Origin of the sequence: Motilimonas sp. 1_MG-2023 (genome assembly GCF_030547455.1) — a bacterium.
Lineage (GTDB): Bacteria > Pseudomonadota > Gammaproteobacteria > Enterobacterales > CBDFNC01 > Motilimonas.
Genome location: NZ_JAUOPX010000012.1, coordinates 95,551 through 121,315, shown reverse-complemented (window position 1 = coordinate 121,315; position 25,765 = coordinate 95,551). Strand labels below are relative to the sequence as shown.

The window sequence follows — 25,765 nt, the reverse complement described above, 5'->3', positions numbered from 1 at the left end:
TTCGTGACCATAGGACTGGGCCAAGCGCGCCCAATAGCTGGCGCTACCACATGATTCCATTGCAACACGTGAAGGCTCCGATTCAGCCAGCAGTGCTTTTAATCGTTTACGACTCATGGCTTTGTTGCTTTTCACCTTTTTGCCAACTAAGTGTGCAACTTGAAAAACATTCTTTGCAATGTCGATGGCGAATAAGTTAGATTTCTTCATGTATGGACTCCCTTGGTAAAGTAATTTTTCGTCGATTTATTTATACCGTATCTCCCGCGTGGGGAGGAGTCCATACATCTCCTACCTGATATAACGAAAAGGACCGGCCTAACCAATTTACTCAAATAATCAATTACCACTCGCCAATTTTTTCTATCGACAGCACGCTTAGGGTTTTGCTCGGCGTGATATAAGGGCGATTAACAAACTCGATAATGATGTTGTCGCATGATCCGCCCAATGAACCGTCTACACGTTCGCACACTTCGAGATTAAATTGGTTTGGTTTGCCTTCACTAACAATTTTGTAGCTGATCTTGGCTTCATCACCACCGGGAAAAGGGAAGTTGGCGTCGATACAGCCGCGAGAAATATTGCGATTAATGTAGATGGCAGCAACCGAGTTATCACCGTTTAAATCCGTTTGTAATTGTCCAAAGCATCCACTTGAGATAACCCCTTGCGAGGTAACAAACTGGTCTTTCTCAATTCGATAATCAAGGGCGTTCGCGGGCGCCTTTTTGCCGGAGTCGCTAAAGTCGGTGATAAATATCATCGACGCACCGCTGCCCTTAGTGCTGACGGGGTAGGTTTTAGACTGGTAAACGATCGCCATGTTGTGGGCATTTTTTACCTTGAGGACTTCCTAGTCATCTAACTGGTTATCCATCACTACCCCATCAACTATCAGTTGCACATTCTCGCCAGCAACCAATGCCAAAACCCCCTTGGTATTCGAGTTAGCATTAAAATCCAGTTTTAACGGGCTGCCTTGCAATGACACGCTAGCCTGTTTTTCTACTACGCCGTTTTGCTGCTCTATTACTGACGCGGTGTAATCACCAAATTCTTTAAATACTTCAGCTTGCGCGTTAGTGGCAAAGCAAGCCACCGTGAATGCTAGAAGCTTTAGTTTGCTCTTCATATTCGACATCCAATCATCAAAGTTAGGTTTTAAGCATACACTAATTAGTTAACGCCACTTATCAGCATGTAGCACTATTTATTTGCTTGAAGTCTTACTCGCGCTTCTTAATAGGAAAGTATATTTGCATTACCTAATCATCGCTATTTGGCGCATAATCAGGGCCGAATATTCAAAACAAAAAGACAGAGCAGGCATCTTTTCCTCAGCAAATTTCGCCAGTCAGATTCAAACACTAAGTAAAGCGCAAATTTACCAAGCGTTAGACGTTATGGAGATATAGTTAACATGAAGATTTTAATTTTATTTTTGCTTTTCGTATTCATAGTCCCTGACGGCTTTACTCAGGAAAGAAATGAAGCCAAACCTGAGTGGAAGATATTCTTCGATAAGTACGATGCGACCGGCACAATTCTCGTGGTTGATGCTCGTGAATCACCTGAAAAAATAAGCATTTATAACAAAGAGCGAGCAAACAAGCGCTACTCTCCCGCTTCAACATTCAAGATCCCGCATACCCTTTTTGCTTTAGATGCGGGATTAGTTAAAGATGAATTTCAGGTTTTTCCGTGGGATGGAGTTAAAAGAGGTTTCGAGCCTCATAATCAAGATCAAAATTTACGTTCGGCGATGCGAAATTCGGCTCTTTGGGTTTATGCGGGTTTTGCAAAGGAGCTAGGTGAAGAAAAAACAATAAGTTACCTCAAAAAAATTGATTATGGCAATATAGACCCCAGCACCGAAAGTGGTGCCTATTGGGTTGATGGGAAGCTTGCCATTTCCGCTTCAGAGCAAATTACCTTTCTGCAAAAGCTTTTTCATAACGACCTTCCTTTCCAGATAGAACATCAGCGGCTGTTAAAGGATATTTTGATAGTAGAGGCTGAAAAAGATTGGATATTAAGAGCAAAAACCGGTTGGGAAGGCCGTTATGGCTGGTGGGTTGGCTGGGTAGAATGGCCATCGGGCCCCGTTTATTTTGCATTAAATATAGATACGCCTAACAGGCTGCAAGATCTGTACAAAAGAGAGGCCATAGTTCGAGATGTTCTAAAGGCCATTCAAGCTCTTCCGCTTAATAAATAAAAGGAGGAAGGCCACCTTTCTCTCGCTAAGTATGAATAAACAAAAGATAATCACTCCAGCCTAAACTGAAGGGAAAATAGGACAGGCACTTTTTATTGCTAATACATAGAGTACCTTAGCCTAAGCTGGTCTGTCCTATATGACGAAAATATGTGCTACGAGCTGAGTTTTAGCCTGTTGCCAATTAAAGGCAGCAAGGAGCAGTCATGCTACGATAAACCCCATCGCCCCATTACTGGGGCTCCTACGTGGCGCTGGAACAGCCTCCTCAATATTACCAATATCCGCTTTATTTTTTCTTAATCGGAAAATAAAGCTTCATCACCGACTGATCGCTATTGGCCGCAGATTCGGGGCCATAATATTCAAAGAAATAACCACCCTTATGGTCATAGCCAGAGCTGGGGAACCAATCTCGCATAATGGCTTGCCAAAACTCGATATAGCGATTGTCCATTACCCCTTTGAACTCAAACACAGCGTAGGTATTTTTCGGGATTTCGCGCGAAACCGTCTCATCCGCTAACGAGGCCGGAAAGCTTGCTCCCGCAAGCAGCTCACAACCCACCATATATTCCAGCTGATTGGACTTAGTGAAGCTATAGACCGAGAGATCTTGGGTGCTTAGCCCGATGCCCGCTTTATTGTTACAAGTGCTGATATCAATGCCAGAGTTATTTACCCGTGGCCACAGCTCGGTTAGCTGTTGACTGCCTTCATAACCTGACGCTGCAATGCCGGTCAGGGTAAAGGCGTCTAACTCAACAATTTGTGGCTTAGGTGCTAGCGAGTTAGCTATCGTAGCAAGTGATGCAGGCAGCTCTGCTGGTAAAGCGTTGGCAAAATGCTGCGAGAAAAACTGAAACACTTCCTGCTCAATCAATAAGTTTAATCGGTCAGCATGGCCGCCGGGGTATTCGCTATAAAACGCGTTAATGCCTTTTTGCTCAAGCTCGTTTGCTAGCACGCGCAGGTCGTCGCGAATAGCGATATCTTTATTACCCACATCAAGCTTAATGGCGGTCACTTTCTCTTTGATATTGTCGAGCTGGCTGGCCGAAAGCTGATTAAGAGCGGTCATGATGCTGTGGGCGCTGATACGCGCAACCGTTTGCTGGGTAAAGGGCACCTCGGCATACAAGGGCGCGGTATTGCTGGGCGCAAACGCTAAAGCAACGGAATAATTAATGACTTCATTTCCAGTCCATTGATCTTTTGGTGCTGATAAGCCTGCGTTAATGTCGGCCAGCTGTGCATCGGTTTTCATGTTACTTAACCAATGCTCACCCACTAACGCTGGGCTCATGGCATACACGCCGGAAAACAACTCGGGATAGTTAATCGCAAAATTAAGGGCGCCATAGCCACCCATTGAACTGCCGGCGATGCCGCGTTGTTGATTGGTGCGATAGTTTGCCTCCACATAAGGTATCACGTCTTTAAGGATGTAATCCTCCCAGCTGCCACCTGACGTTGAGTTGCTATACCAGCCACCTTTGACATGCTCGGTGAAACTGTCTGGCACCACGATGATCATTTCGTTAATTTGCTGCTGCGCGTACAAGGTTTTCAGCGCGTTGGTAACATTAGGCTCACCGCCAATATTAGAAAACCAGCCATAAGCGTTGGCGCCTAATCCGTGCAGTAAATACACCACGGGATAAGTTTTGCTGCTATCGCTGTGATAAGAGGGTGGTAATGAGATAATCAACTCACGCTCGGCCTTAATGGGTAATACATTGTTTTGCAAAGATGGACTGGTGATGGTCACAGTATCGAGCGTTGGCTGTTTCGGCACTTCTTTTTCGGCAAAGCAGCCACTAACAAGCAGCGCACAGGCCATGGTTATCATCAAACTTAATCGATTACTCATTGATCTTCCTTAAAATAATGAACAGAAACATGCCGACATCGCTGTATATGGAGGCATTGCATAAAAGAATAGATTGACGACATTTTATGTCAACGGTATTTTTACATTTACTTGATATTCATCGCTAAATTAGCGCCTCGGTTTTTATCGGCTCAATCGCGAGTTAGGCTCAGCTGCAACGCTTCAACCTCTGATGCTGACAGCTGACGCCACGCGGCCAAAACTAAGCCATCTAAGGTTAAATTAGCCAGCGCCACACGCTGTAAATCAATCACCTTATAACCCAGCATTTGCGCCATTTTGCGAATTTGTCGATTGAGCCCTTGGGTTAATACAATTTCAAACTGATCGGGGGCGATCCGTCTTATTTGACAAGGCCGAGTTAACCCCTCTCTTAGCTGCACACCCATCGCCATTGCCCTTAAAAAGGTCTCATCAAAAGCGCGCTCGACTTGCACTAAGTAGGTTTTAGGGTGATAAAAATCCGGATGAATTAAGCGCTGGCATAGCTCGCCATCATCGGTGAGCAATAACAAACCGTGCGAGTCTTTATCTAACCGCCCTACCGGATAAATGCGCCCAGCATCAAGGGGTAACAAGTGCAATAAACTGGCGCTGTGATGCGCCCTTAAATTACAGTCCACGCCAACGGGTTTATTAAACAGCCAATAACTAAAGGCGGCTTTTAGGGTTAAAGTTTGGCCTGCCAACTGCACCAAATCGCCCACCTGAACATGGTCAATGTGCTCGGCAATACGGCCATTAAACATCACCTCACCGGCATCAATATGACGTGATGCTTGACGACGTGAGCAATAGCCGGACATAGCAATATAACGGGCTAAGCGAATTTCTGATACTTGAGGCATTATCATCGCCTCACTTGGCAAACTTGCCAGTCGCTAAAAATGCACTTATTGCATTAAGCACGCGTCGATTAGTCATCAAAAAGGTATGAGTTACTGGCAGTGTTAAGTGATCTTTCATACCCGCAATTTTAGTGCTGTTAACACTTACTTTGCCGTCGTTAGGTCTGGGCATTAACGTCGACAAAATCAAGTTGACGCTGCGGGTGCCCGCAATCACGCCCAACTCATAGTCAACTGCGCCAAGTCGCTTAGGCATACTCATTTCATCGGTGCCTAATTGCAAACCTGCCTCGCCATTAATCCATTTAAATAAGCGTAAATGGCCAAGCTTATCAACAATCTCACTGCCTTGATTGGGCGGCGCTAACATCACTACTCGGCCTAATTGTTCTATTGTATGTTTGGATAAATATGCCCGCACCAAAATACCGCCTAGTGAGTGGGTGACAAAATGAATGGTGTGTTCCCCTTGGCACTGTGCTAGCGCTTGTGGGATCACCTGATTGGCTAAGGTCATCACATCATGCTGGCGCGAGGCGTAGCCGAGGTTAATCACTTGATAGCCTTCACGGCGCAAGTGCTTGGCAATGGTATTCATTGAGCGCGGCGTTCTCACTAAACCATGCAATAAGATCACTGTTTCTTTCTTAACATGAGCGTCTTGCTTCATTGCTGCTCAATCCATTCATACAAGTGCTCAACGTTAGCTGGGTATTCGCGCTTGAGTTTTTCAACCCAGTCGTCAATGTTATCCCACCACGCGGGCAAGTCAGGCGATTGCGCCTTTTGCGCCAGCTCACGTAAGCGTTTTAAACCTATCGAGCCAGCGGCGCCTTTAATTTTATGAGCTTCACTAACAATACCGTCTTGATCGCGGGCAATCAGGTTAGATTCTAATACCGCCAAGTATTCAGGCATTAATTTCTCAAACAAAGCCACACTTGAAATAAGCGTCGATTTACCCACCGCAGCTAAAAAATCCCCCAACATTTCAGTGTCTAACAAGGTTTCCAGTTTTACTTCAACGTGATCATGACGATGAACAGCAACCGGTAAAGGCTCATGGGCGAATAGCTCACTCACCATGGCGGCAACCGCTTCAACACTAAGGGGTTTACTAATGGCATCGTCCATGCCTTGTTCAAAATACTCCGTTCGATCATTAATCACATTGGCGGTCAGCGCTACCACAGGACATAGATCGTCGCCAAAACGATCGCGCAATTTAGCCACTACTTCAAAACCACTGAAGTCGGGTAATTGAATATCGAGTAAAATGAGTTGATAAGCATGCTGCTCTGCCATATCTAATGCCGCTTGTCCGGTCATGGCGACCGAGACTTGATGACCCAGCTTTTCCAGTAATGCTTTGGCAACGGTGACATTCAGCTCAACGTCTTCCACCAGCAAAATATCAAGATTGGGCAAGGCCTTAACTTGCTCACTTAACTCATTAAGTGTTTTCGGTACATCAACTGTCAGCTCAACCGCAAACACTGAGCCTTTGCCTAGCTCACTGGTCACCAAAATTTCACCGCCCATTGCGCTCACTAGCTTATGTGACACCGCTAGCCCGATACCGGTTCCGGTAGCTTGCTTGGTGCCTTTAACCTGATAATACATGGAGAATATTTTCTTAATTTGATCTTCCGGTATACCAATACCTGAGTCCTGTACTTCCATGCGAATGCGCGCTTTATCTTCACCTAATGCCATCGCACTAACGCGAATATCAACGCGCCCTTGATCGGTAAATTTGACCGCATTGCTGATCAAGTTCCACATTACTTGGCGTAAACGGGTGCCATCGGCTTCGATATAATCCGGCAGATTAGGGGCATTTTCACAAGCTAAATAAAGATTTCTTTGCTGCGCTTGGATATGCGCCAAACTTTCTAAATCTGAAACAAAGTCATGAAAATTGAGCGGCTGCTTGACGATTTCTAAACGCTTTCGATCCAACTTATCTAAATCAATAATATCGTTAAAAATATTGCCTAAGGTGGTGGCACTAACATGAATGGTTTTAAGGTACTTGCGTTGCTGTTGACTGAGCTCACCATCGAGCAACATGCGACTTAAGCCAACAATACCGTTAAGAGGCGTGCGCAGTTCGTGACTAATAGTAGAGATAAAAGTGGTTTTATCACGGCTGGCTTTTTCGAGCTTTTCTTCGTATTTTTTGCGCTCGGTGATATCGCGACCAAAGCCTAATAAGCCCAAACGTTTACCCTTTTGATCAAAAAACGGCACCTTACTTAATTCAAAATTAGCCTTACGCCCTGATGGAAACTCCAGCCATTGCTCATAGGTAAGGGGCTCATTGGATTCAAATACAGCGGCATCGGTTTCAATTATTTTATCAGCGATATCAGAGCGATAAACATCCCTTGGCGTTAAGCCGATTAATTGTGACTCGGTGCGTCCCGTCAGCTCTTCTACCGCTTTATTACAACCGGAAAAGCAACTATCTTCATTGCGGTAGTAAACCAAATCAGGGGAGCTATCAATGAAAGAGCGCAGTAGTGCCGTTTTATCCTCTAAGGTGCGCTGCGCTTCTTCGCGCTGCTTTATCTCATTTTCTAACTCTGTCATCGCTGCACTGCGAGCACGCTCTGCTTTTTTACGCTGCTCAAATTCTTGGTGCATTTGTTCAATGGTTTGGGTTAGCTCTTGGGCGCGCTCTAGGTCTCGCTCGCGCATCTGTTGCAGTTTTTTTACCATCAGACTTGATTTCTTTCGCGCCAGCTCCAATTGATCTACCACGGCCGAAAAAAAGTATATTGCCCAAGGCGCAATCAACAGGCCAAAAAATACCGAACGGATCAGGTCTATTTGCTTAACCTCTCCCGACAAAAATAAAGTGACGGCTATCTGTACAAAAAGCGCCAGCAAAATCAGACAGGTGGCCATCATTAAACTGAACTTAAAAATACCTAAACGAGTTAAGTATGAAACATAAAACTGCGACCAGACTTTCATTTTTTTCATGCAAACGCTCCCTTTTATGGCCCCAATAATAAACGACCTAAAGTGAAAAACCTTGGTTTTTTATGGTTTTTAATCTGCCCTAAGGGGTTTATAATTCGCGGCCTTATCAAAATTTGAGCCAAAACACCTTCGCTCAGTGATAGAATTGGGTCTGTTTTAGTAGTAATCAGGAGTATCGCCTTAATGTCATCATCAATGCCGGACGTTGCCAATAGTGCCTTCGCCCAAAAAGAAGGGCTATTAGACTGGGTTGGAATGAGCCAAATAGAGTTACCTCTGATGGTTTCAAGTGATAATCAAGCCGCGCGTCAAGTCAGTGCAAAGGCAGAAGCTTTTGTTAATCTCGCTGATACCAAAGCTAAAGGCATTCATATGTCACGCTTGTATTTATTACTTGATGAATTATCAGTTAATGGCGAAGTGACCCTAGCGAGCCTAAAACAATTATTAGATGATTTTCTAGTTAGTCACGAAGACTTGAGTAATCAAGCGCATTTAAAATTGTCGTTTGATTATCATTTACGTCGCAAATCACTGATCAGTGGTAAGCAAGGCTGGAAGGCCTATCCTGTGGTACTTACCGCACGCCAAGAGGACGACAACTTTGAACTTGAGCTTGAATTAAACGTACCTTATTCGTCTACTTGCCCTTGCTCTGCAGCCTTAGCGCGCCAGTTGATCCAACAAGCTTTTAACGACAACTTTGCCACAGGCGAAAGCCTAGACAAAGAAGCAGTTCATGCATGGTTAGGCACAACACAAGGCATAGTAGCCACGCCTCACAGTCAGCGCAGTAATGCTCAGGTGAAAGTAAAACTAACCAATGAAAACCAATATTTACCTATTATTGAAATCATTGACTTAGTTGAGCAAGCACTGCAAACGCCAGTACAAGCGGCGGTTAAGCGTGAAGATGAGCAAGAATTTGCGCGTTTAAATGGCCAAAACCTAATGTTTTGTGAAGATGCAGCACGTCGTTTGCAGCATGCATTAACGCCACGCGCTGAATTTGCCGACTTTTGGGTACGCGTAAACCATTATGAAAGTCTTCACGCCCATGATGCGGTTGCGGTAACAACAAAAGGTGTCCCAGGCGGCTTTAGGCCCTAGGAGTAATTGTTTAGTCGAAATACAAAAGGCGCAAATAAGCGCCTTTTTTATTAGCTGTCTTTAGTGGCTAGTTTATCCCTTAGTCGCTCGCTTCATCCATCATGCCTGCCAACTGTTCAAAATGCAGTAGTTGGTTTCTACCACTGTCTTTGGCTTGATATAACGCTAAGTCGGCTTGTTCAATTAAGGTGTCGTAATCTAAGTCTGGATCGGGCGTCAGGGTGGCGATGCCTAAACTCACCGTAATATGGTTAGCGACCTGTGAATGAGCATGGGGAATATTCTTATCCTCTACCGCTTGGCGGATCAGTTCAGCAATATGCTCTGCACCTGCTTTATCAGTGTCGGGCAATAAAATAACAAACTCTTCCCCGCCATAACGTGCCACTAAGTCGGTTGCTCGCTTGGATGCATTCTTAATGGTGCTAGCGACTAAGGTCAGCGCTTGATCGCCTTCTTGATGGCCATAATTGTCGTTATACGGCTTAAAAAAGTCGATATCCAGTAAGATAAGTGACATCGATTGCTCTTGGCTAATACTGCTGCGCCAGTAATAACGTAATTGTTCATCAAAACTACGTCTATTAGCTACTTGGGTTAAGCTATCAATAAAACTAAGCTCTTCTAACTTACCAATTGCGTCAGCCAGTTGCTGCTCCGTATCCTTACGTTCGGTAATATCATGGGTGACCATCAAAATAGCGGCTTCGTTATCAAGTGGAAATACAAATGGGTTCTTCACTACTTCAAGCCATTGCTGCTGGCCTTGAGGTAAAAACACCAGCTCTTCATACTTAACACTATCTTTAGCTCGAAATATCTGTTTGTGCTGACGTTGATTCCAGTCAACTTTATCGCTTGGCAAAATATTAGCGACAGCTTGGTTAATAACATCAGTTAATGGCTTTTGCACCATGGCATCAGCAAATGCATTGTTAGCCACTTTACATAAACCCGCTTGTGTCACAATCGCAACCGGATCAGGGTAATCATTAAACATGGCCATTAAAGAAGCGGTTAAATATTGCGTTTTTTCGGCATCACATTCTTGTCGAGTAAGGGTCTGAGACTGGTTCAGAACCACCAGCAAAGCGTATATATTTTGCTGTTCGTTTTCCATTGGGTAGACAATAATATCATCACCGCGCTGTACTTGCCCCAGCCAAGCTTTTGATTCTAAAGGCCGCTGACGCGCTAATTCATCTTTTGACAGTACATCTCTGTCACGTTTGCCAATAACATCACCGTTTTTTAAACCAACCAAATCGGACCAAAGCTTGTTACAGGCGAGCACCACACCCTGTTTATCTTTAATGCAAGCTGGGCTGGTAATTGCCGCTAAAACATCACGTAATAAGGCTTGTTGTTGAGGTAAAGGGCGAAAATCAGGCTGCGCCGTTAACCGACAAAGTTGGCACAACCAGTAATGATGTTTACCCCGCTGAATACGCTTGGCGTTTAAAATGAAAAAGTGCCAACTCCCCGATAAACAGGTTAAACCAATTTGTTGGTTTACAATTTCACCCTCATCCAAACTGGTTTGAATTAAACTCGCGACAGGCTGTAGGCACTCAGGTAACGGCTGTTTATAGGGATCTTCCGGGCACAGTTTCAGCTCTTGAGCCATGGCGTTCGCTTCAAGTAAATATTTACCATCTTGACTAATCACCACAGAAGCAAAAGGCATCATGGCAAGTGAAAACGATTTATTTTGCCCCCTACGCTTAACCCCTCGCACGATAAAGATAGTTAACGCCACCGCAATAACGATGGGTAAAAATATCCACCACCACATGCCAGATAAAGAAAGCCATTTAGCGTCGAGTTTTTGCAACTCAGAAGAGCTGATCAGATTAGCGCCCCAACTTATCCAATCAATTAACTCACCCTGAGTCGGCTCAACCTGCGCGACCACGTCTAGTTCAGCTAAATGATAAGAGTTCATGAATAAAGTAAGTAGATCATCACTCTGGCCAGCACCAGTATCAATACTAACCGCTGCAATAGCATCAATATCACCTTGGATTAAATGCCACATAAGCACAATAGAAGAGTCATAAGCGTTAGCTTGAATGTTAATTTGCCGCTCTACGTTGTCACGTAAAAAACCTTTACGTTCAACATACCCTAAGCGAACTTGATTTTGCTTATCCTGTAGCGCACGAGAAATAAGCCGCTGGTTTTTCTTTAAATAGTATAACTTGACCTTTAACCCCACTAACGGGATACGTAATACATCGGGGTTATAACTTTGTGATGAGAGGCTAAGCTGAATATTGCGCGCATCGCCAAAGCTTGCCTCAGTTTGCGCCAGCACGTTCACGTCAATGCCTGTATTTTCCGCCCAAAGAGCCCAATAATCCGTTAGCACCCCCGTTAATAAGTCGTCTTGATAAAAACCAAAGGGTACATGCCCATCTGGTACGACTATATTAATAGATTTTGGCTTTTCGGTATCTAATAGATTATCGGCACTATAGGCAAAGCCACTTGAGCCTGCAAATAGAACAACAGACAAGCAATAAATTATTAAATTAAAACACTTATTAAACATGCAATAGTGGCTCTGCGCCCCCTTATCCATACTCCACTGTTATTATGAATGACTGCGCTCATTTAACCAGCCTTAAACAACTTATCCGTTGAAACATCCGTGTTAGCTCACAGAACGAAATAGATAGCGGGAGTTTGTTTGACTTCCTTGTGAACCTGACGCAGCTAACCCTTTGGCAACAGCAATAATACCTTGCCAACGATCTTCACACCACGCAGGCGCAATCAAGGTTGGCTTTCGTGCTGTTGCAGAAACGCGATGATAAACCACTTCAGCAGGCGTGCGCTGGATCATCATTACCGCAACGGCAACGTATTCCTCAAGTGTAATAGCAGCTAACCTATTTGCAGCATAAGCTTTCGCCATAGTTGAACCTATAACAATATGTAAAGGATGCAATTTAAGTCCATCAACCCCTAATGCGACAACCTTATCTATGGTCTGTTGATAATCTTGCCAACCCTCGCCGGGCAAACCGACAATTAAGTGGGTACACACTTTTATTCCTAACGCTCTTGCTTTCAGGCAGACATGTTCATATTCGGCCCAACCATGACCACGGTTAATGCGCTTTAGGGTTTTATCATTGCTGGTTTGTAAGCCAAGCTCAAGCCAAATTTCATAGCCCTGCTCGCGATACCCTGAGAGTAAATTCAACACCACATCAGACACACAATCCGGCCGAGTGCCAACACATAATCCCACTATATTGCGATACGCCATGGCTTCCCGATATAGCCTGTCTAATTCAAGTACCTCACCGTAAGTGCTGGTATAAGCCTGAAAATAAGCTAAATATTTCGAACTCTTGGCCTTAAGCTGCTCGGCTTTAACATCTAACTGCTGCGCGATAGATTGCACAGCAGTGGTTTCATCGACAAAAGACGCCACATTACAAAAAGTACAGCCACCAGTGCCTAATGTCCCATCGCGATTTGGGCAAGTAAAGTTGCCATGTATGGTGAGCTTACGCACCGTTTCTCCATAACGAGATTTTAAATCTTGGCCTAAGGTATTTACCCAATGATGTAACTGCATAGCGTTTACTTCTATCCCTTCAATCAAAGTCGACATGCTAATCAGCTAGAGGGAGTAAGTTGTAGAGGTAAATCAAACAAGCACTAAGTAAGGGTTTATTATATTTTTAACAAAGCAGTAAACTTTTTGTTCAAAAAACAGCCTAAACTTAAGTTTAATGACTAGAATAACGCGCACCTGACAATTTACTGCCAGAAAGTAACTGGATAGACAGCTGAAAAGGTTAAATAAAAATAAATGTTAACAAGCCTAACTAAATGTAAACGAAATTTGACTCCTTGTGCTTTTCTGGTTAGTTTCTCGCCAACTTAACGAATACGCATCATCGCAAGCTAATCCCACATATTTTAGAGATGGCGATGATAGGAATTGGAGCAAAGTTATGTCTCTTTACCACCCCTCTTTTGAACGTGACAATTGTGGCTTTGGCTTAATCGCCCACACTAAGGGTAAAACTAGCCATAAGCTGGTGCGCGTTGCTATTTCAGCATTAGATAGAATGAAGCATCGCGGCGGCATCTCTGCTGATGGCAAAACCGGTGATGGCTGTGGTTTATTAATGCAAAAACCCGACAGCTTCTTTCGTGCCGTCGCCAAAGAAAACAACTGGAACTTAGGTCGCAATTACGCCATTGGTACGCTTTTTCTAAGCCAAGATGCACAAAAAGCGAAGCGTGCAAAACAAATCATCACTGAAGAGCTCGCCCGCGAAACCCTGACCTTGGTAGGTTGGCGCACAGTACCAGTTGATATCAATGTATTAGGTGATATTGCTAAGCAAAGCGTACCTGATATTCAGCAAATTTTTATTAACGCACCAACGGGCTGGCGCGCGTCAGACTTGCAACGTCGCCTTTATCTGGTACGCCGCCGCATTGAAAAACGTATCAACGATGATGACGACTTTTATATCGCCAGTTTGTCGAATCAAGTGGTGATCTACAAAGGCTTGGTGATGCCAGAGGATTTACCTACTTTCTATTTGGATCTGGCCGATATTCGCATGGAAACCAGCATTTGCCTATTCCACCAGCGCTTCTCAACCAACACCTCACCACGCTGGCCATTGGCACAACCATTTCGTTTATTGGCTCACAACGGTGAAATCAACACTATCGAAGGCAACCGCCAATGGGCCAAGGCACGCTCTTATAAATTTGGCTCGCCGCTATTACCCGACATGCAAGATGCTGCGCCCTTTGTGAACACCTCTGGCTCAGACTCATCCTCATTAGATAACATGGTGGAATTATTCCTTGCTGGCGGCATGGATCTTTTCCGCGCTTTTCGCTTGGTGGTGCCACCCGCCTGGCAAAAGCACCCTTCAATGGATGACGACCTCAAAGCCTTCTACGACTTTAACTCCATGCACATGGAGCCTTGGGATGGTCCTGCCGGCATCGTGATGACCGACGGTCGTTTTGCCGGTTGTGGCTTAGACCGTAATGGCCTACGCCCTGCTCGCTATGTGATCACCAAAGACAACTTTATTACCCTTGCTTCTGAAGTCGGTATTTGGGATTACCAACCCGATGAGGTAGTTGAAAAAGGCCGCGTTGGCCCTGGTGAGTTGTTTGTTATCGACACCAAAACCAGCAAGCTATGGACCTCATTTGAAATTGACCAAGACTTAAAAAACCGCCACCCATACCGCGAGTGGCTCAGTGCCAACAGCCAACGTTTGCAGCCATTTAGTCAAATACCCGACAATGCCATTGGCGCTCGGCAAATGGATGAGCTCACACTGAAAAGCTATCACAAATCGTTTGGCTATTCCGCCGAAGAGATTGAGCAAGTGATCCGTGTGCTTGGCGAAATCGGCCAAGAGGCTACCGGCTCAATGGGCGATGACACGCCGATGGCGGTGCTGTCACAGCGGCCACGCAGCTTGTATGATTATTTTAGACAAAAATTTGCCCAGGTCACTAACCCCCCGATTGACCCACTGCGTGAAAATCACGTTATGAGCTTGGCCACTTGCATTGGTCAAGAGCAAAATGTGTTTAATGAAACTACCGGCCACGCCAACCGTGTGATGTTTGACTCGCCGATTCTACTTTACAGCGACATTAAGCAATTGTTAGCACTGGATCAACAACATTACCAACATGGCCAAATAGATCTCACCTTTAGTGTCGACGAAGGCTTAGGCGCGGCGGTTGAGCGCATTGCACAACAAGCCGTTTCGTTAGCGCAAAGTGGCACGGTATTACTGGTGTTATCAGATAAGAACATTTCACCAGATCAGCTGCCGATCCCAGCCGCGATGGCGGTGGGCGCAGTACAGCAAGCACTGGTAAATAACAACCTACGCTGCGACACTAACATAGTGGTTAAAACCGCCAGCTGCCGCGACCCACACCAATTTGCCGTGTTACTCGGCTTTGGTGCAACGGCTGTCTATCCCTATTTAGCCTATGAAACGTTAGGGCAATTGGTTGATAACGGCACCTTAAATCTTAACCTACGTGATGCCCTTGAAAATTATCGTAACGGTATTAATAAAGGCTTATACAAAATCATGTCGAAGATGGGCATATCAACGGTCGCCAGTTATCGCTGCTCGCAGTTATTTGAAGCCATCGGCATTGATGACGAAGTCATTGAGCGCTGCTTTAAAGGCGTCACCTCTCGTATTGCTGGCGCTAAGTTCACTGATTTTGAACAAGATGCCCTGCGCTTACACCGACAAGCCTACATTCATCGTAAGCCACTCGAACAAGGCGGCTTACTAAAATACGTGCATGACGGTGAATACCACGCCTACAACCCTGATGTGGTGACCAGCCTACAAGTGGCGGTGAAGTCAGGTGATTACCAAGACTATAAAGTGTTTGCTGATACGGTCAATCTGCGCCCCGTTTCCAGTCTGCGCGATTTATTTAATCTTACCAGCGATACCAAAGCCATTGCCCTTGATCAAGTTGAAGCGCCGGAGTCTTTGTATCAGCGTTTTGACTCTGCCGCCATGTCCATTGGTGCGCTCGGCCCTGAAGCCCATGAAGCCTTAGCAATTGCAATGAATACCCTAGGCGGGCGCTCTAACTCAGGAGAAGGCGGTGAAGACCCCGCTCGCTTTGGCAACAAACGTCTATCAAAAATCAAACAAATTGCCTCAGGACGCTTTGGCGTTACGCCGCACTATTTAATGAATGCCGAAGTCATTCAAATTAAAGTGGCGCAAGGGGCCAAACCCGGTGAGGGCGGCCAATTACCCGGCCATAAAGTCACCGCGCAAATTGCTAAGTTGCGTTATTCCACGCCCGGTGTGGCGCTAATTTCACCACCACCTCATCATGATATCTATTCTATTGAAGACTTAGCTCAGTTGATTTTTGATATTAAAGAAATTAATCCAGATTGCTTAGTCTCAGTTAAATTAGTGTCTGAGCCCGGTGTCGGCACCATCGCTACGGGCGTAGCCAAAGCCTATGCCGACTTGATTACCATTTCTGGCTATGACGGTGGCACGGGTGCAAGCCCATTAACCTCGGTCAAATACGCGGGCAGCCCTTGGGAGCTCGGCCTTGCCGAAACCCATCAAGCACTGGTTGCCAACAACTTGCGCCATAAAGTGCGCTTGCAAGTGGATGGCGGCCTTAAAACTGGTTTAGATGTGATCAAAGCGGCGATCCTCGGCGCGGAAAGCTTTGGCTTTGGCACCGGCCCTATGGTCGCGTTAGGTTGTAAGTATTTGCGTATTTGCCATCTCAACAACTGCGCCACAGGTGTGGCAACTCAAGATGAAAAACTGCGCCGCGATCATTATCACGGCTTGCCGGAAATGGCGATGAACTACTTTAAGTTTATCACCCAAGAAGCCCGTGAGCTGATGGCGCAATTAGGGGTAAAACAGCTAACGGATTTAATTGGCCGCACCGACTTATTATTAGTTAAAGATGGTGAAAGCCAAAAACAAAGTAAGCTAGATTTGTCTGCCATTTTGTATGCGCCAAAAAGTACCAAAGGGCATCCATTATATTGCACCGAAGCCAACCCGCCGTTTGATAAAGGCGAGCTTAACCGCAAATTGGCCGAGCAATTAAGTGATGCGATTACGCACAAATCAGGCGGCGTCTATCGCCATACGGTTCGCAATACCGACCGCTCGGTCGGCGCGATGATTTCCGGCATTATCGCCAAGCGCCATGGCAATCAAGGCATGGCGAGCGATCCTATAAAAATTATACTGAACGGCACCGCTGGGCAAAGCTTTGGCGTGTGGAATGCTGGCGGCGTCGAGTTATATCTCACTGGTGACGCCAACGATTACGTCGGCAAAGGCATGGCGGGCGGTAAGTTAGTGATCCACCCTCATGCGGGCGTGGCGTTTAAATCCCACGAGGCCGCCATCATCGGCAACACCTGCTTATACGGCGCGACTGGTGGTCAGTTATTTGCTGCAGGCTGCGCGGGTGAGCGCTTTGCGGTGCGTAACTCCGGCGCCCATGCCGTGGTGGAAGGCATTGGCGACAACGGCTGTGAATACATGACCGGCGGTATTATCACTGTGTTAGGTGAAGTGGGCGTTAACTTCGCGGCAGGGATGACGGGCGGTTTTGCTTACATTCTTGATGAGGCAGGTAACTTTAGCGAGAAGCTAAACCCAGAGCTGGTTGAGGCGATTGAATTAGATGATTTAATCATTCACCAAGAGCACTTACGCGGCCTGATCAACTTGCATCTCGATGAAACGGGCAGTGCGCGCGCCGAACAAATCTTGGCTAAATTTCATCAATATTTACCACTGTTTAGATTAATTAAACCTAAGTCCGCGGAGCTTTCATCATTGTTAGGCCACCGTAGTCGTTCCACTGCCGAGCTACGGGTTGAAGCCCAATAAGGAATTATTATGAGCCAGAATGTCTTTCAATTTATTGACGTACAACGCATTGATCCGCCGAAGAAACCGATCACCGTGCGTAAAGAAGAGTTTATTGAAATTTACAAACCCTTTAACGATAGCCAAGCACAAATGCAATCAGACCGCTGCCTTGAGTGCGGCAACCCTTATTGTGAATGGAAGTGTCCGGTACACAACTACATTCCAAACTGGTTAAAGTTGGCGACGGAGGGAAAAATTTTAGAAGCTGTAGAGTTATGTCACCAAACCAATAGTTTGCCTGAAGTGTGCGGTCGCGTGTGCCCACAAGACAGATTATGTGAAGGAGCTTGTACCTTAAACGATGATTTTGGTGCGGTTACCATAGGTAACGTAGAAAAATACATTACCGAAAAAGCCTTTGAAATGGGATGGCGCCCTGATATGTCACAAGTGGTTGCCACCGATAAAAAAGTCGCCATTGTTGGCGCGGGGCCTGCAGGTCTTGCCTGCGCCGATATATTAGCGCGCGGCGGCGTAAAAACCGTGGTGTTTGATCGCTATCCCGAAATTGGTGGCCTACTTACGTTCGGTATTCCACCTTTTAAGCTGGAAAAATCAGTCATGATCCGCCGCCGTGAAGTATTCACTTCAATGGGCATTGAATTCAAACTCAATGTTGATGTCGGTAAAGATATCGCTTTTGAAGATTTACTCAGTCAATATGACGCGGTGTTTGTCGCCACCGGGACTTACACCAACATGCGTGCCGATCTGGAAAACGAAAGTGCGCCCGGTGTTTACGATGCCCTGCCCTTTTTAGTTGCAAACATTAATCGCTTAATGGGTTTTGAAAACTCACCCGCTGATTTCATTGATATGAAAGATAAAAAAGTAGTGGTACTGGGCGGTGGTGATACCGCTATGGACTGCGTTCGCACCTCTATACGTCAAGGTGCAGCCAGTGTAGCTTGCGCCTATCGCCGTGACGAAGCCAACATGCCCGGCTCAAAACGCGAAGTACAAAACGCCAAGGAAGAAGGCGTCGAGTTTATTTTTAACGTACAACCTACTGCCATTGAGCTTAACAACCAAGGTGAAGTCTCAGGGGTTAAGATTATTAAAACCAAACTTGGCGAGCCTGATGAAAATGGCCGTCGTCGCCCTGAGCCTATCGAAGGCTCTGACGAAGTGCTCGCGGCAGATGCTATTATCATGGCGTTTGGTTTTCAGCCCAGTCCAGCACCTTGGCTCGGTCAACATGGGGTCGAGCTTGATCAGTGGCAACGCATTAAAGCGCCCGCAAAAGGGGCCTTTGCGTTTCAAACCAGTAATGAAAAAATCTTCGCTGGCGGCGATGCCGTGCGTGGCTCTGACTTAGTGGTAACAGCCATTGACGAGGGCCGCAAAGCAGCCGATGGCATCATGGATTACCTTGGCGTGTAAACATTAATCTTCCTCCTACTCGGATAACTAGCATCAAGCATGTTTAAGTCTTGATGTTAGAGCCGAGCAGGGTGTGATATCTTCAGCCTAGGCACATTACCCTTCAATATTTTGATATTAAAGGAAATAACGAGATTAATTTATGAAAGCTAAGTATTCACATGCTGTAAAAGCCCTCATCCTACTGACTATGCTGCCATTCAGCCAAGCTTTCGCTGCTATTGGCGCGAATCCAATTATCGATTGCATCTATACTCGCTACAGTGACCAATTTGGTCAAAGTAACGCAGAGCTAAAACTCAAATTTGAAATCGATCCCCAAGGCCCAAGTGGATTTATTATCGCTGATAACGGCTCAATCAAACCGGTGAAACTTGTTTACAAAGGCAATGGCGCTGCCTTTATTGATGAAACCAGCACAGGTGAAGTGCTTGTCACCTCAATCGATCGTCACCTAAATTCAGTGCATTCTAGCCACCGAGTGAGTTTGCAAGGCAAGTTATTTGCCAAGCAGTATTATGGCACTTGTCAATCAACTAAAGAGTGGTAATAAGCGTTGCGGTGCGCCTCTCTAAATGATGAGCCCGAAACGGCAGTCACGACATGAATAGCACTATCCAATCTGCTCGTAATGGGCTTAAGTAAAACTGAGGTTTCCGAGCAGGCACAAATTCATGACGTAACCGTTAGGCTTACCCAGCTAGCTAACCACGCAATATCAGCAAGGTTTAACAACCTTAACGAAGGCATAGAAATTTAGTCAGGCAGCGACGAGTTTTACTTGGCGCAAAGCGTATTTTTGTATAAATTCCGCTTTATTTTCTTTGTCAGAGCCACCTTCACATGCAGTGTGAATACTATTCTGCTGGACTATGCCAGTCTTGTTCGCAAATCGATGTCACCTACCCTGAACAATTAAGCAAGAAGCAGCAAAACTTAACGAGTCTACTTGCGCCATTTTCTCCTACTAACATCATTTTTCCCCCTTGGCCAGCTTACCACAAGGGTTTCTCAACAAAGCTAAAATGGTGGTACAAGGCACGTCTGAACACCCCATACTTGGTATCATTAATCATCAAAAGCAGGCGGTGGATTTAGTCAACTGTCCACTTTACCCGACTGCATTTAAAGCCGCTTTTGAGCAAGTAAAAGCCTTCATTAGCTTTGCTAAATTAGAGCCCTACAGCATTGAAACACGCCGCGGCGAACTTAAATTTGTGCTACTCACCTATAATCCAACCGAACAGACTTGGCTACTACGCCTGGTGCTGCGCTCAAAAAATCATCTGGATAAAATCCGAAAATGCTTACCTTGGCTACAAATCCAATGGCCCGAGCTTCAAGTCTGCTCGGTAAATTTACAGCCTGAGCACAAAGCGATCCTTGAAGGCGAAACGGAAATAATCCTGACCGCTGAGACGATGTTGTCACAGCAACTCAATCATGTGCCTTTATACATTCAGCCACAAAGCTTCTTTCAAACCAATAATACGGTCGCGGCCAAACTGTACCAAACCGCCAAAGACTGGAGTGAGTCATTAGAAGTATCTAACTGTTGGGACCTATTTTTGGGGTCGGAGGGTTCGCTTTGCATTTGGCCAGCAGAGACTTAAAGGTAACAGGCATTGAAATATCGGCTTCAGCCATCGATTGTGCTACACGCTCAGCCAGTGAAATGGGTATCAGTGATTTTACCTTTCAGGCGCTTGATTCAACAGCATTTGCTATGGCACAAAACCAACCACCTGAGCTTCTTGTAGTTAATCCGCCAAGACGAGGTTTAGGCCAACAGTTGTGCGGCTCCATTAATCAACTGCAACCTGCTTGGCTGATTTATTCGAGTTGTAACCCCGCCACCTTAGTGGCTGATTTACGTTTGCTTGAACAATATCAATTAGAAAAAGCGCAACTATTTGATATGTTCCCTCACAGCCATCACAGCGAAGTGCTGACATTGTTAAAACGCACGGCTGGCTGAGAATGGCTTTTGGCATGACTAGATTCATGCCAAAAACAACACCCCATCACAAAAACATCATCGACTTTTACAACCCAGTTAGACCATAATAGCGCCTTAAATATGACCCTATCAGCTGTGACGAGGAAAAAATGAAACTAAAAGTTTTATTGTTATGCGTATTCACCTTACTTTCAGGCTGCCGCTTTTCCGAAGAAGTGGATGCCGCCACTAGTAATGTCAGTGAAGAGCGCGTTTGGGTGTTTGCCCAATTTAACGTGCCAGAAGAAAATGATGGCATGGAAACTTATTATTACTACGGTAATGTCGCTAAATCCCTATACGAGCAGGTAAGCAATAACCGTTTAAGCAGTGGCTTTGTGTTAATGAAGCAAGTGCGTTACTGGGGTGATGATGATCGGGTTCATGATTACAAAGATGCCGAAGACTCAGGTAATCTTATTTTTCGCATAGAAGATATTCGTCGGATTAAGCTCATTAACCAAGATCCTCTACTTGATCCTGAAAACAAAGAACAAGTGGCGGAGTTTCAACAGTAAGCTTTTTACAACATGGGCTGATAACAGCCCTTAATTACTTGACTATTTAACTAATAGGCCATTACGCACCAGTGCTCGGCGCACGTTTTTACATAACTTAACAAATTGATTTAACTCGGCAAAGTTAGGCTTATCACCTTGGTCTAAGCGGGTTTGCCAGCCAATAATCTCCATTTCCACCAGCTCTAATAGCTTCTTAGTGCAGACCTCACAATGGTCGCTGCAAATGCTCGACTCGGGCGCATGAAACGGAAACTCTGCTTTTACTTTAGCTATCACTTCCTGAAGGACTTGCTCGCAACTGGGTTTGCTCACTGCTCGCTCCAATTTCACAAACAAAAAAGGAGAAGCTTAGCTTCTCCTTTTACTCACTTATCTACCGGCAAGTATTACTTCCAGATGTATAAGTTAAATAGTTTTTTACCGCGCTTGATTAAGGTAAATTTGCCGTACATAGCATCTGCTTTATTACATACAGCTTCAGTATCAGCTACTTTTTCACCATTAACCGATACCGCGCCATTACCGATAAACTCACGTGCCATCTTGTTTGACTTAGCAAGCTCTGAAGAAGTTAATAGCTCAACCAGAGAAAGTGAATCACCTTCTACTTCAGTGATTGGCAAGCCATCTAAAGCAAGTTGGGTTAAATCAGACTCACTCAGTGAGGTTAAATCGCCAGAGAACAAGGCGCCAGTAATACGCTCAGCTGAGGCTAGGCCTTCTTCACCGCGAACTAAACGGGTGACTTCACGAGCAAGCACTTGCTGGCCTTCAGGGCGACCTTGAATCGCCTTATCACTTTCTTCAATGGCTGCAATTTCTTCAATGCTTAAGAAAGTAAAGTAACGTAGGAACTTGTACACGTCAGCATCAGCCGTGCCTAACCAGAACTGGTAAAAAGAGTAAGATGAAGTTTTGTTCTCATCTAACCAAATGGTGCCAGACTCAGTTTTACCAAACTTAGTGCCGTCTGATTTTGTTACCAATGGCAACGTTAAACCAAACACTTGGTTTTTGTTCATGCGACGAGTTAATTCAGTACCACCAGTGATATTACCCCACTGATCTGAACCGCCGATTTGCAAAGTACAGTTCTTATCACGGTTTAGCGCCGCAAAGTCGTACGACTGCAACAGCATGTAACTGAATTCAGTGTATGAGATACCCGAGCCTTCACGCTCAATGCGCTGTTTAACCGACTCTTTTTGGATCATCGCGTTAACGCTGAAGTATTTACCTATGTCACGCATAAAGGTGATGGTATCAATCTTACCGATCCAATCTAGGTTGTTAACCACCTCGGCGCCGTTCTCTGATTCGTTAAAATCAACAAAGGCGCTGACCTGTGCTTTAATTTTTTCTACCCAGCCTTCCACTACATCGGTGGTGTTTAGCTGACGCTCTGCTGCTTTAAAACTTGGGTCACCAATTAAGCCCGTTGCGCCGCCAACTAGGGCTAATGGCTTATGACCAAACTGCTGAAAACGCTTTAGTACCAATAGTGGTACTAGGCTACCTATGTGTAGGCTGTCGGCAGTGGGATCGAAGCCACAATACAAAGTGCGACAACCTGTTGAAAGGTGCTCAGCTAATTCTTCATCAGCGGTACACTGTGCAATCAGCCCACGGGCTTGTAAGTCTTTCAATAGTTCATTTGTTGCTGTCATCGCGAAACCTGTATTTTAAGTTGCTTAAATCCAAAATGGGGCTCGATTTTACACATTTGACCTGACAAAAAACAGGCCAAACCCCGCTTGTTTATGGTTTTTCGTGGCTTTTTCTGCCGCATTTAAGCGATTGTTGTAAGCGGATGGCGTTTCTATCAATTTTGCTCATACCCAAGATGCTTGATTTCAGCAAGATTTTACACGCGTTTAGGTAAGGCATTGATTGCAGGTAATGGCTTTCCCCTTATTAAAATCAATAACGCAGCATTAACGCGTGTAAAACTTGCCCTTTGGGAGCGCCGCCGTGTTTCCCTGATTTCAAATCAAAAAGTGTTGTTACGCTCATTTAAAAGGTGTCTACATTCCTGCATTAGCGTGCCTAGTATTGAAAACATGGCAGTGCTCTGAAACATGCATCTTCAAGTTTATTGGGTATATGCTAATATCCAGTTAATTATTTTACATAGCAGAATCATCAAGATGAAAATAGGCATTATCGGCGCAATGGAACAAGAAGTTGAACTACTGCGCGCACAACTTGAACAAGTAGAAACCAAAACCATCGCAGGCTGTGAATTTTACCGCGGTAAACTACACGGCGTGGAAGTAATTTTAACTAAATCAGGCATAGGTAAAGTGGCTGCTGCGGTAGCAACTAGCTTATTACTTGAGCTATACCAACCCGATACTGTGATTAACACCGGCTCTGCGGGCGGTTACGATCAAGCGCTACAAGTAGGCGATGTGGTGATCTCATCTGAAGTGCGTTATCACGATGTTGACGTGACCGCCTTTGGGTATGAAATAGGCCAAGTACCACAACTGCCAGCAGCATTTTTACCCGATGCGAAGTTAGTGCAAGTAGCGAAAGACTCGGTTGCCGCCGTTGATGAACAGGTAAAGGTGATTGAAGGCTTAATTTGTACTGGCGATACTTTTATGGCCGATCCAGTAAAAGTGGAATACGCCCGTAACAACTTCCCCACCATGGCGGCAGTTGAAATGGAAGCCGCGGCCATTGCACAGGTTTGTCATCAATTTAGCGTGCCATTTGTGATCATTCGTTCGCTGTCTGACATCGCTGGTAAAGAATCAAGCCAATCATTTGATGAATACCTAGTGGTAGCCGCGAAACACTCAAGCTTAATGATTGCGGAAATGGTTAAGCGTCTCGGCTAATGCCTAGCTTACTTGAGCTATACCAAATGATGCCCAATCAGCTAATGCTGTTATTAGCTGCATTGGCATCATTATTTTTTCCCCTGCCGCTACGCTACCACCCCGCCACAGGCGCTGGCCATATATTACAATTACTGGGTAACAAGGTTGCCAATCCAAGCAATAGTTTTTCGCAACAACAACTCGCTGGCTTGCTCGCATTAATGTTAGTGATATTGCCCAGTCTTGCCCTTGTTGTGGCACTGAAAGAAGTGCTGATATTTGCTGAATTTTTTGATTTTCTATTATTGCTGTTTTTATTTGAATGGCGAGCTTATGTCACCGCGTTTGACCACAGCCGACAGTCTTTACTTGTAACCGACAAAAGCCAAGCACGAAATAACTTGGATCTTATTACTTTGCGTGATGTAGATGCCCTATCGCAGTTAGGCCTGCAAAAAGCGGCCGCCGAAAGCCTGCCGTTACATTTAGCCCATCGTTGGTTTGTGGTGTTCTTTTGGTTTGCCGTTGCCGGTATTTATGGCGCACTGGCCTGCCGACTATTACAGCTGTGTAATTTTTATTGGAACAGAAAAAAAACACGTTTTCGCCATTTTGGTATCGCCGCACAACAAGCTTACCAAACAGTGAGCTTCATTCCCTGTTTATTACTCGCATTCACCTTAAGTTGTTATGGCAACACCCGCTACGCCTTAAAAAACCTATTTCACCAAGGTGCCAGCTGGCCAATGTTAAGCTCCGGCTTGGTTATTTCAGCCTTAGCCAGTAGCTTAAAAATACAACTTGGCGGCGCGCGTATGTATGAAACCATCAAGGTACGTTTTGCGTTAATGGGCACGGGTGACATCATTAGCCAAGGCCATTTAACACCATTAAAGCAACGTTTAAATCACGCCGCTTGGTTATGGATAATTGTTTATGTTGTACTGAATATTTGCTGGTGGCTAATACAGCAGCCCCGCTACTAACACTCAACGCGGTTACAAGGATTAACTCATGAAAGCTTTATTAAATGCTTGCTTATTAACACTTATTATTCTTTTCACCCACAGTACTGTGGCTAAAAACAGCGTGCCAGTCGTCAGCCAAAGCGAGTTAGTGGCTTGGCAGCAATCAGAAAAGCCAATGCAATTGTTAGATGTGCGCACTCCTGCCGAATTTGCCCAAGGTCATATTAAAGGCGCAATTAATATCCCATACGACCAATTAGACCAACAGTTAGCTAGCCTAGATAAAGATACCGAGATAGTGGTTTACTGCCGCTCAGGCCGCCGCGCCGCCATTGCTGAAGACGTGTTAATGAGCAATGGGTTGTTAAAGGTGTCACACCTAGAAGGCGATATGCTGGGCTGGCAAGCTAAAGGGTTGCCCGTTGAAGTAGTTGAGTAATCCTATCACTGAACCGTTTATTTCAACAATAAAGTAACCCAGCCTTCTAAGAGAAAAGCCACTTTTCGAAGTGGCTTTTTTGTAAT

At 45.2% G+C, this 25,765-nt stretch carries 21 protein-coding genes and 1 pseudogene; 11 read left to right on the top strand and 11 right to left on the bottom strand.

Annotated features, from left to right (window positions below):
- The 3 genes and pseudogenes from Q4519_RS08785 to Q4519_RS08775 form a co-directional block, all read right to left on the bottom strand.
- Window positions 1–210: pseudogene (locus Q4519_RS08785) on the bottom strand (IS110 family transposase); the annotation flags it as partial.
- Window positions 211–343: 133 nt separating this feature from the next.
- Window positions 344–826 (bottom strand): hypothetical protein, encoded by a 483-nt coding sequence (locus Q4519_RS08780; protein WP_303511648.1) that lies wholly within the window; start codon window positions 824–826, stop codon window positions 344–346.
- Window positions 827–856: 30 nt separating this feature from the next.
- Complete coding sequence (locus Q4519_RS08775) at window positions 857–1,135, bottom strand: hypothetical protein (protein ID WP_303511646.1); 279 nt, start codon at window positions 1,133–1,135, stop codon at window positions 857–859.
- A gap of 288 nt (window positions 1,136–1,423) precedes the next feature.
- On the opposite strand from Q4519_RS08775, the gene blaOXA reads away from it, so the two are divergent.
- Window positions 1,424–2,221, top strand: a complete 798-nt coding sequence (gene blaOXA / locus Q4519_RS08770; RefSeq protein WP_303511643.1) for a class D beta-lactamase — start codon at window positions 1,424–1,426, stop codon at window positions 2,219–2,221.
- A gap of 289 nt (window positions 2,222–2,510) precedes the next feature.
- Here the strand turns inward: blaOXA and Q4519_RS08765 are convergent, their stop codons facing one another.
- The 4 genes from Q4519_RS08765 to arcB all read right to left on the bottom strand — a co-directional run bounded on the left by Q4519_RS08765 (window position 2,511) and on the right by arcB (window position 7,954).
- Complete coding sequence (locus Q4519_RS08765) at window positions 2,511–4,094, bottom strand: alpha/beta hydrolase-fold protein (protein ID WP_303511641.1); 1,584 nt, start codon at window positions 4,092–4,094, stop codon at window positions 2,511–2,513.
- A 152-nt stretch (window positions 4,095–4,246) separates the two neighbouring features.
- On the bottom strand, window positions 4,247–4,963 hold the full coding sequence (locus Q4519_RS08760; RefSeq protein WP_303511639.1) for a pseudouridine synthase: 717 nt from the start codon (window positions 4,961–4,963) through the stop codon (window positions 4,247–4,249).
- Between the two features lie 10 nt (window positions 4,964–4,973).
- The gene (locus Q4519_RS08755; RefSeq protein ID WP_303511637.1) at window positions 4,974–5,633 is read right to left on the bottom strand and encodes a triacylglycerol lipase; all 660 of its coding nucleotides are present in this window, start codon (window positions 5,631–5,633) and stop codon (window positions 4,974–4,976) included.
- Entirely contained in the window at window positions 5,630–7,954 is a 2,325-nt protein-coding gene (gene arcB, locus Q4519_RS08750; RefSeq protein ID WP_303511635.1) for an aerobic respiration two-component sensor histidine kinase ArcB, read from the bottom strand. The genes Q4519_RS08755 and arcB overlap by 4 nt, the downstream gene beginning before the upstream one ends.
- A 183-nt stretch (window positions 7,955–8,137) precedes the next feature.
- On the opposite strand from arcB, the gene folE2 reads away from it, so the two are divergent.
- Window positions 8,138–9,064: a GTP cyclohydrolase FolE2 gene (folE2, locus tag Q4519_RS08745; RefSeq protein WP_232801814.1), complete on the top strand. Its 927-nt coding sequence runs from the start codon at window positions 8,138–8,140 to the stop codon at window positions 9,062–9,064.
- Between the two features lie 79 nt (window positions 9,065–9,143).
- Here folE2 and Q4519_RS08740 read toward each other — a convergent pair whose 3' ends face one another.
- Together Q4519_RS08740 and Q4519_RS08735 are read right to left on the bottom strand one after the other, a co-directional pair.
- Window positions 9,144–11,582, bottom strand: coding sequence for a diguanylate cyclase (locus Q4519_RS08740; RefSeq protein ID WP_303511633.1), 2,439 nt, complete (start codon window positions 11,580–11,582; stop codon window positions 9,144–9,146).
- Window positions 11,583–11,720: 138 nt separating this feature from the next.
- On the bottom strand, window positions 11,721–12,656 hold the full coding sequence (locus tag Q4519_RS08735; RefSeq protein WP_303511651.1) for a TIGR01212 family radical SAM protein: 936 nt from the start codon (window positions 12,654–12,656) through the stop codon (window positions 11,721–11,723).
- A gap of 382 nt (window positions 12,657–13,038) precedes the next feature.
- On the opposite strand from Q4519_RS08735, the gene gltB reads away from it, so the two are divergent.
- The 6 genes from gltB to Q4519_RS08705 all read left to right on the top strand — a co-directional run bounded on the left by gltB (window position 13,039) and on the right by Q4519_RS08705 (window position 21,441).
- Entirely contained in the window at window positions 13,039–17,499 is a 4,461-nt protein-coding gene (gene gltB, locus Q4519_RS08730) for a glutamate synthase large subunit (RefSeq protein ID WP_303511631.1), read from the top strand.
- Window positions 17,500–17,508: 9 nt separating this feature from the next.
- Window positions 17,509–18,924 carry an FAD-dependent oxidoreductase gene (locus Q4519_RS08725; protein ID WP_303511629.1) on the top strand — a complete coding sequence of 472 codons (1,416 nt, stop codon included), beginning with the start codon at window positions 17,509–17,511 and terminating at the stop codon, window positions 18,922–18,924.
- 142 nt (window positions 18,925–19,066) lie between these two features.
- Entirely contained in the window at window positions 19,067–19,474 is a 408-nt protein-coding gene (locus tag Q4519_RS08720) for a hypothetical protein (protein ID WP_303511627.1), read from the top strand.
- 436 nt (window positions 19,475–19,910) lie between these two features.
- A complete protein-coding gene (locus Q4519_RS08715) occupies window positions 19,911–20,537 on the top strand; it encodes a hypothetical protein (protein ID WP_303511625.1) in 627 nt (208 codons plus the stop codon).
- The gene (locus tag Q4519_RS08710; RefSeq protein ID WP_303511623.1) at window positions 20,519–20,902 is read left to right on the top strand and encodes a hypothetical protein; all 384 of its coding nucleotides are present in this window, start codon (window positions 20,519–20,521) and stop codon (window positions 20,900–20,902) included. The genes Q4519_RS08715 and Q4519_RS08710 overlap by 19 nt, the downstream gene beginning before the upstream one ends.
- A gap of 131 nt (window positions 20,903–21,033) precedes the next feature.
- Window positions 21,034–21,441 carry a hypothetical protein gene (locus tag Q4519_RS08705; protein WP_232801808.1) on the top strand — a complete coding sequence of 136 codons (408 nt, stop codon included), beginning with the start codon at window positions 21,034–21,036 and terminating at the stop codon, window positions 21,439–21,441.
- A 42-nt stretch (window positions 21,442–21,483) separates the two neighbouring features.
- Here Q4519_RS08705 and Q4519_RS08700 read toward each other — a convergent pair whose 3' ends face one another.
- Window positions 21,484–21,756, bottom strand: coding sequence for a hypothetical protein (locus Q4519_RS08700; RefSeq protein ID WP_303511621.1), 273 nt, complete (start codon window positions 21,754–21,756; stop codon window positions 21,484–21,486).
- 74 nt (window positions 21,757–21,830) lie between these two features.
- Window positions 21,831–23,111, bottom strand: a complete 1,281-nt coding sequence (gene tyrS / locus Q4519_RS08695) for a tyrosine--tRNA ligase (RefSeq protein ID WP_232801806.1) — start codon at window positions 23,109–23,111, stop codon at window positions 21,831–21,833.
- Between the two features lie 480 nt (window positions 23,112–23,591).
- Here tyrS and mtnN point away from each other — a divergent pair, with 480 nt between their 5' ends.
- Genes mtnN through Q4519_RS08680 form a run of 3 tightly spaced genes read left to right on the top strand, consistent with a single transcriptional unit; the run spans window position 23,592 to window position 25,679 of the window.
- Window positions 23,592–24,290 (top strand): 5'-methylthioadenosine/S-adenosylhomocysteine nucleosidase, encoded by a 699-nt coding sequence (mtnN, locus tag Q4519_RS08690; RefSeq protein ID WP_232801805.1) that lies wholly within the window; start codon window positions 23,592–23,594, stop codon window positions 24,288–24,290.
- Window positions 24,290–25,258, top strand: coding sequence for a cobalamin biosynthesis protein (locus Q4519_RS08685; protein WP_232801804.1), 969 nt, complete (start codon window positions 24,290–24,292; stop codon window positions 25,256–25,258). Before mtnN ends, Q4519_RS08685 begins: the two co-directional genes overlap by 1 nt.
- Before the next feature lie 28 nt (window positions 25,259–25,286).
- Window positions 25,287–25,679 carry a rhodanese-like domain-containing protein gene (locus Q4519_RS08680; protein ID WP_303511618.1) on the top strand — a complete coding sequence of 131 codons (393 nt, stop codon included), beginning with the start codon at window positions 25,287–25,289 and terminating at the stop codon, window positions 25,677–25,679.
- Window positions 25,680–25,765: the final 86 nt, after the last annotated feature.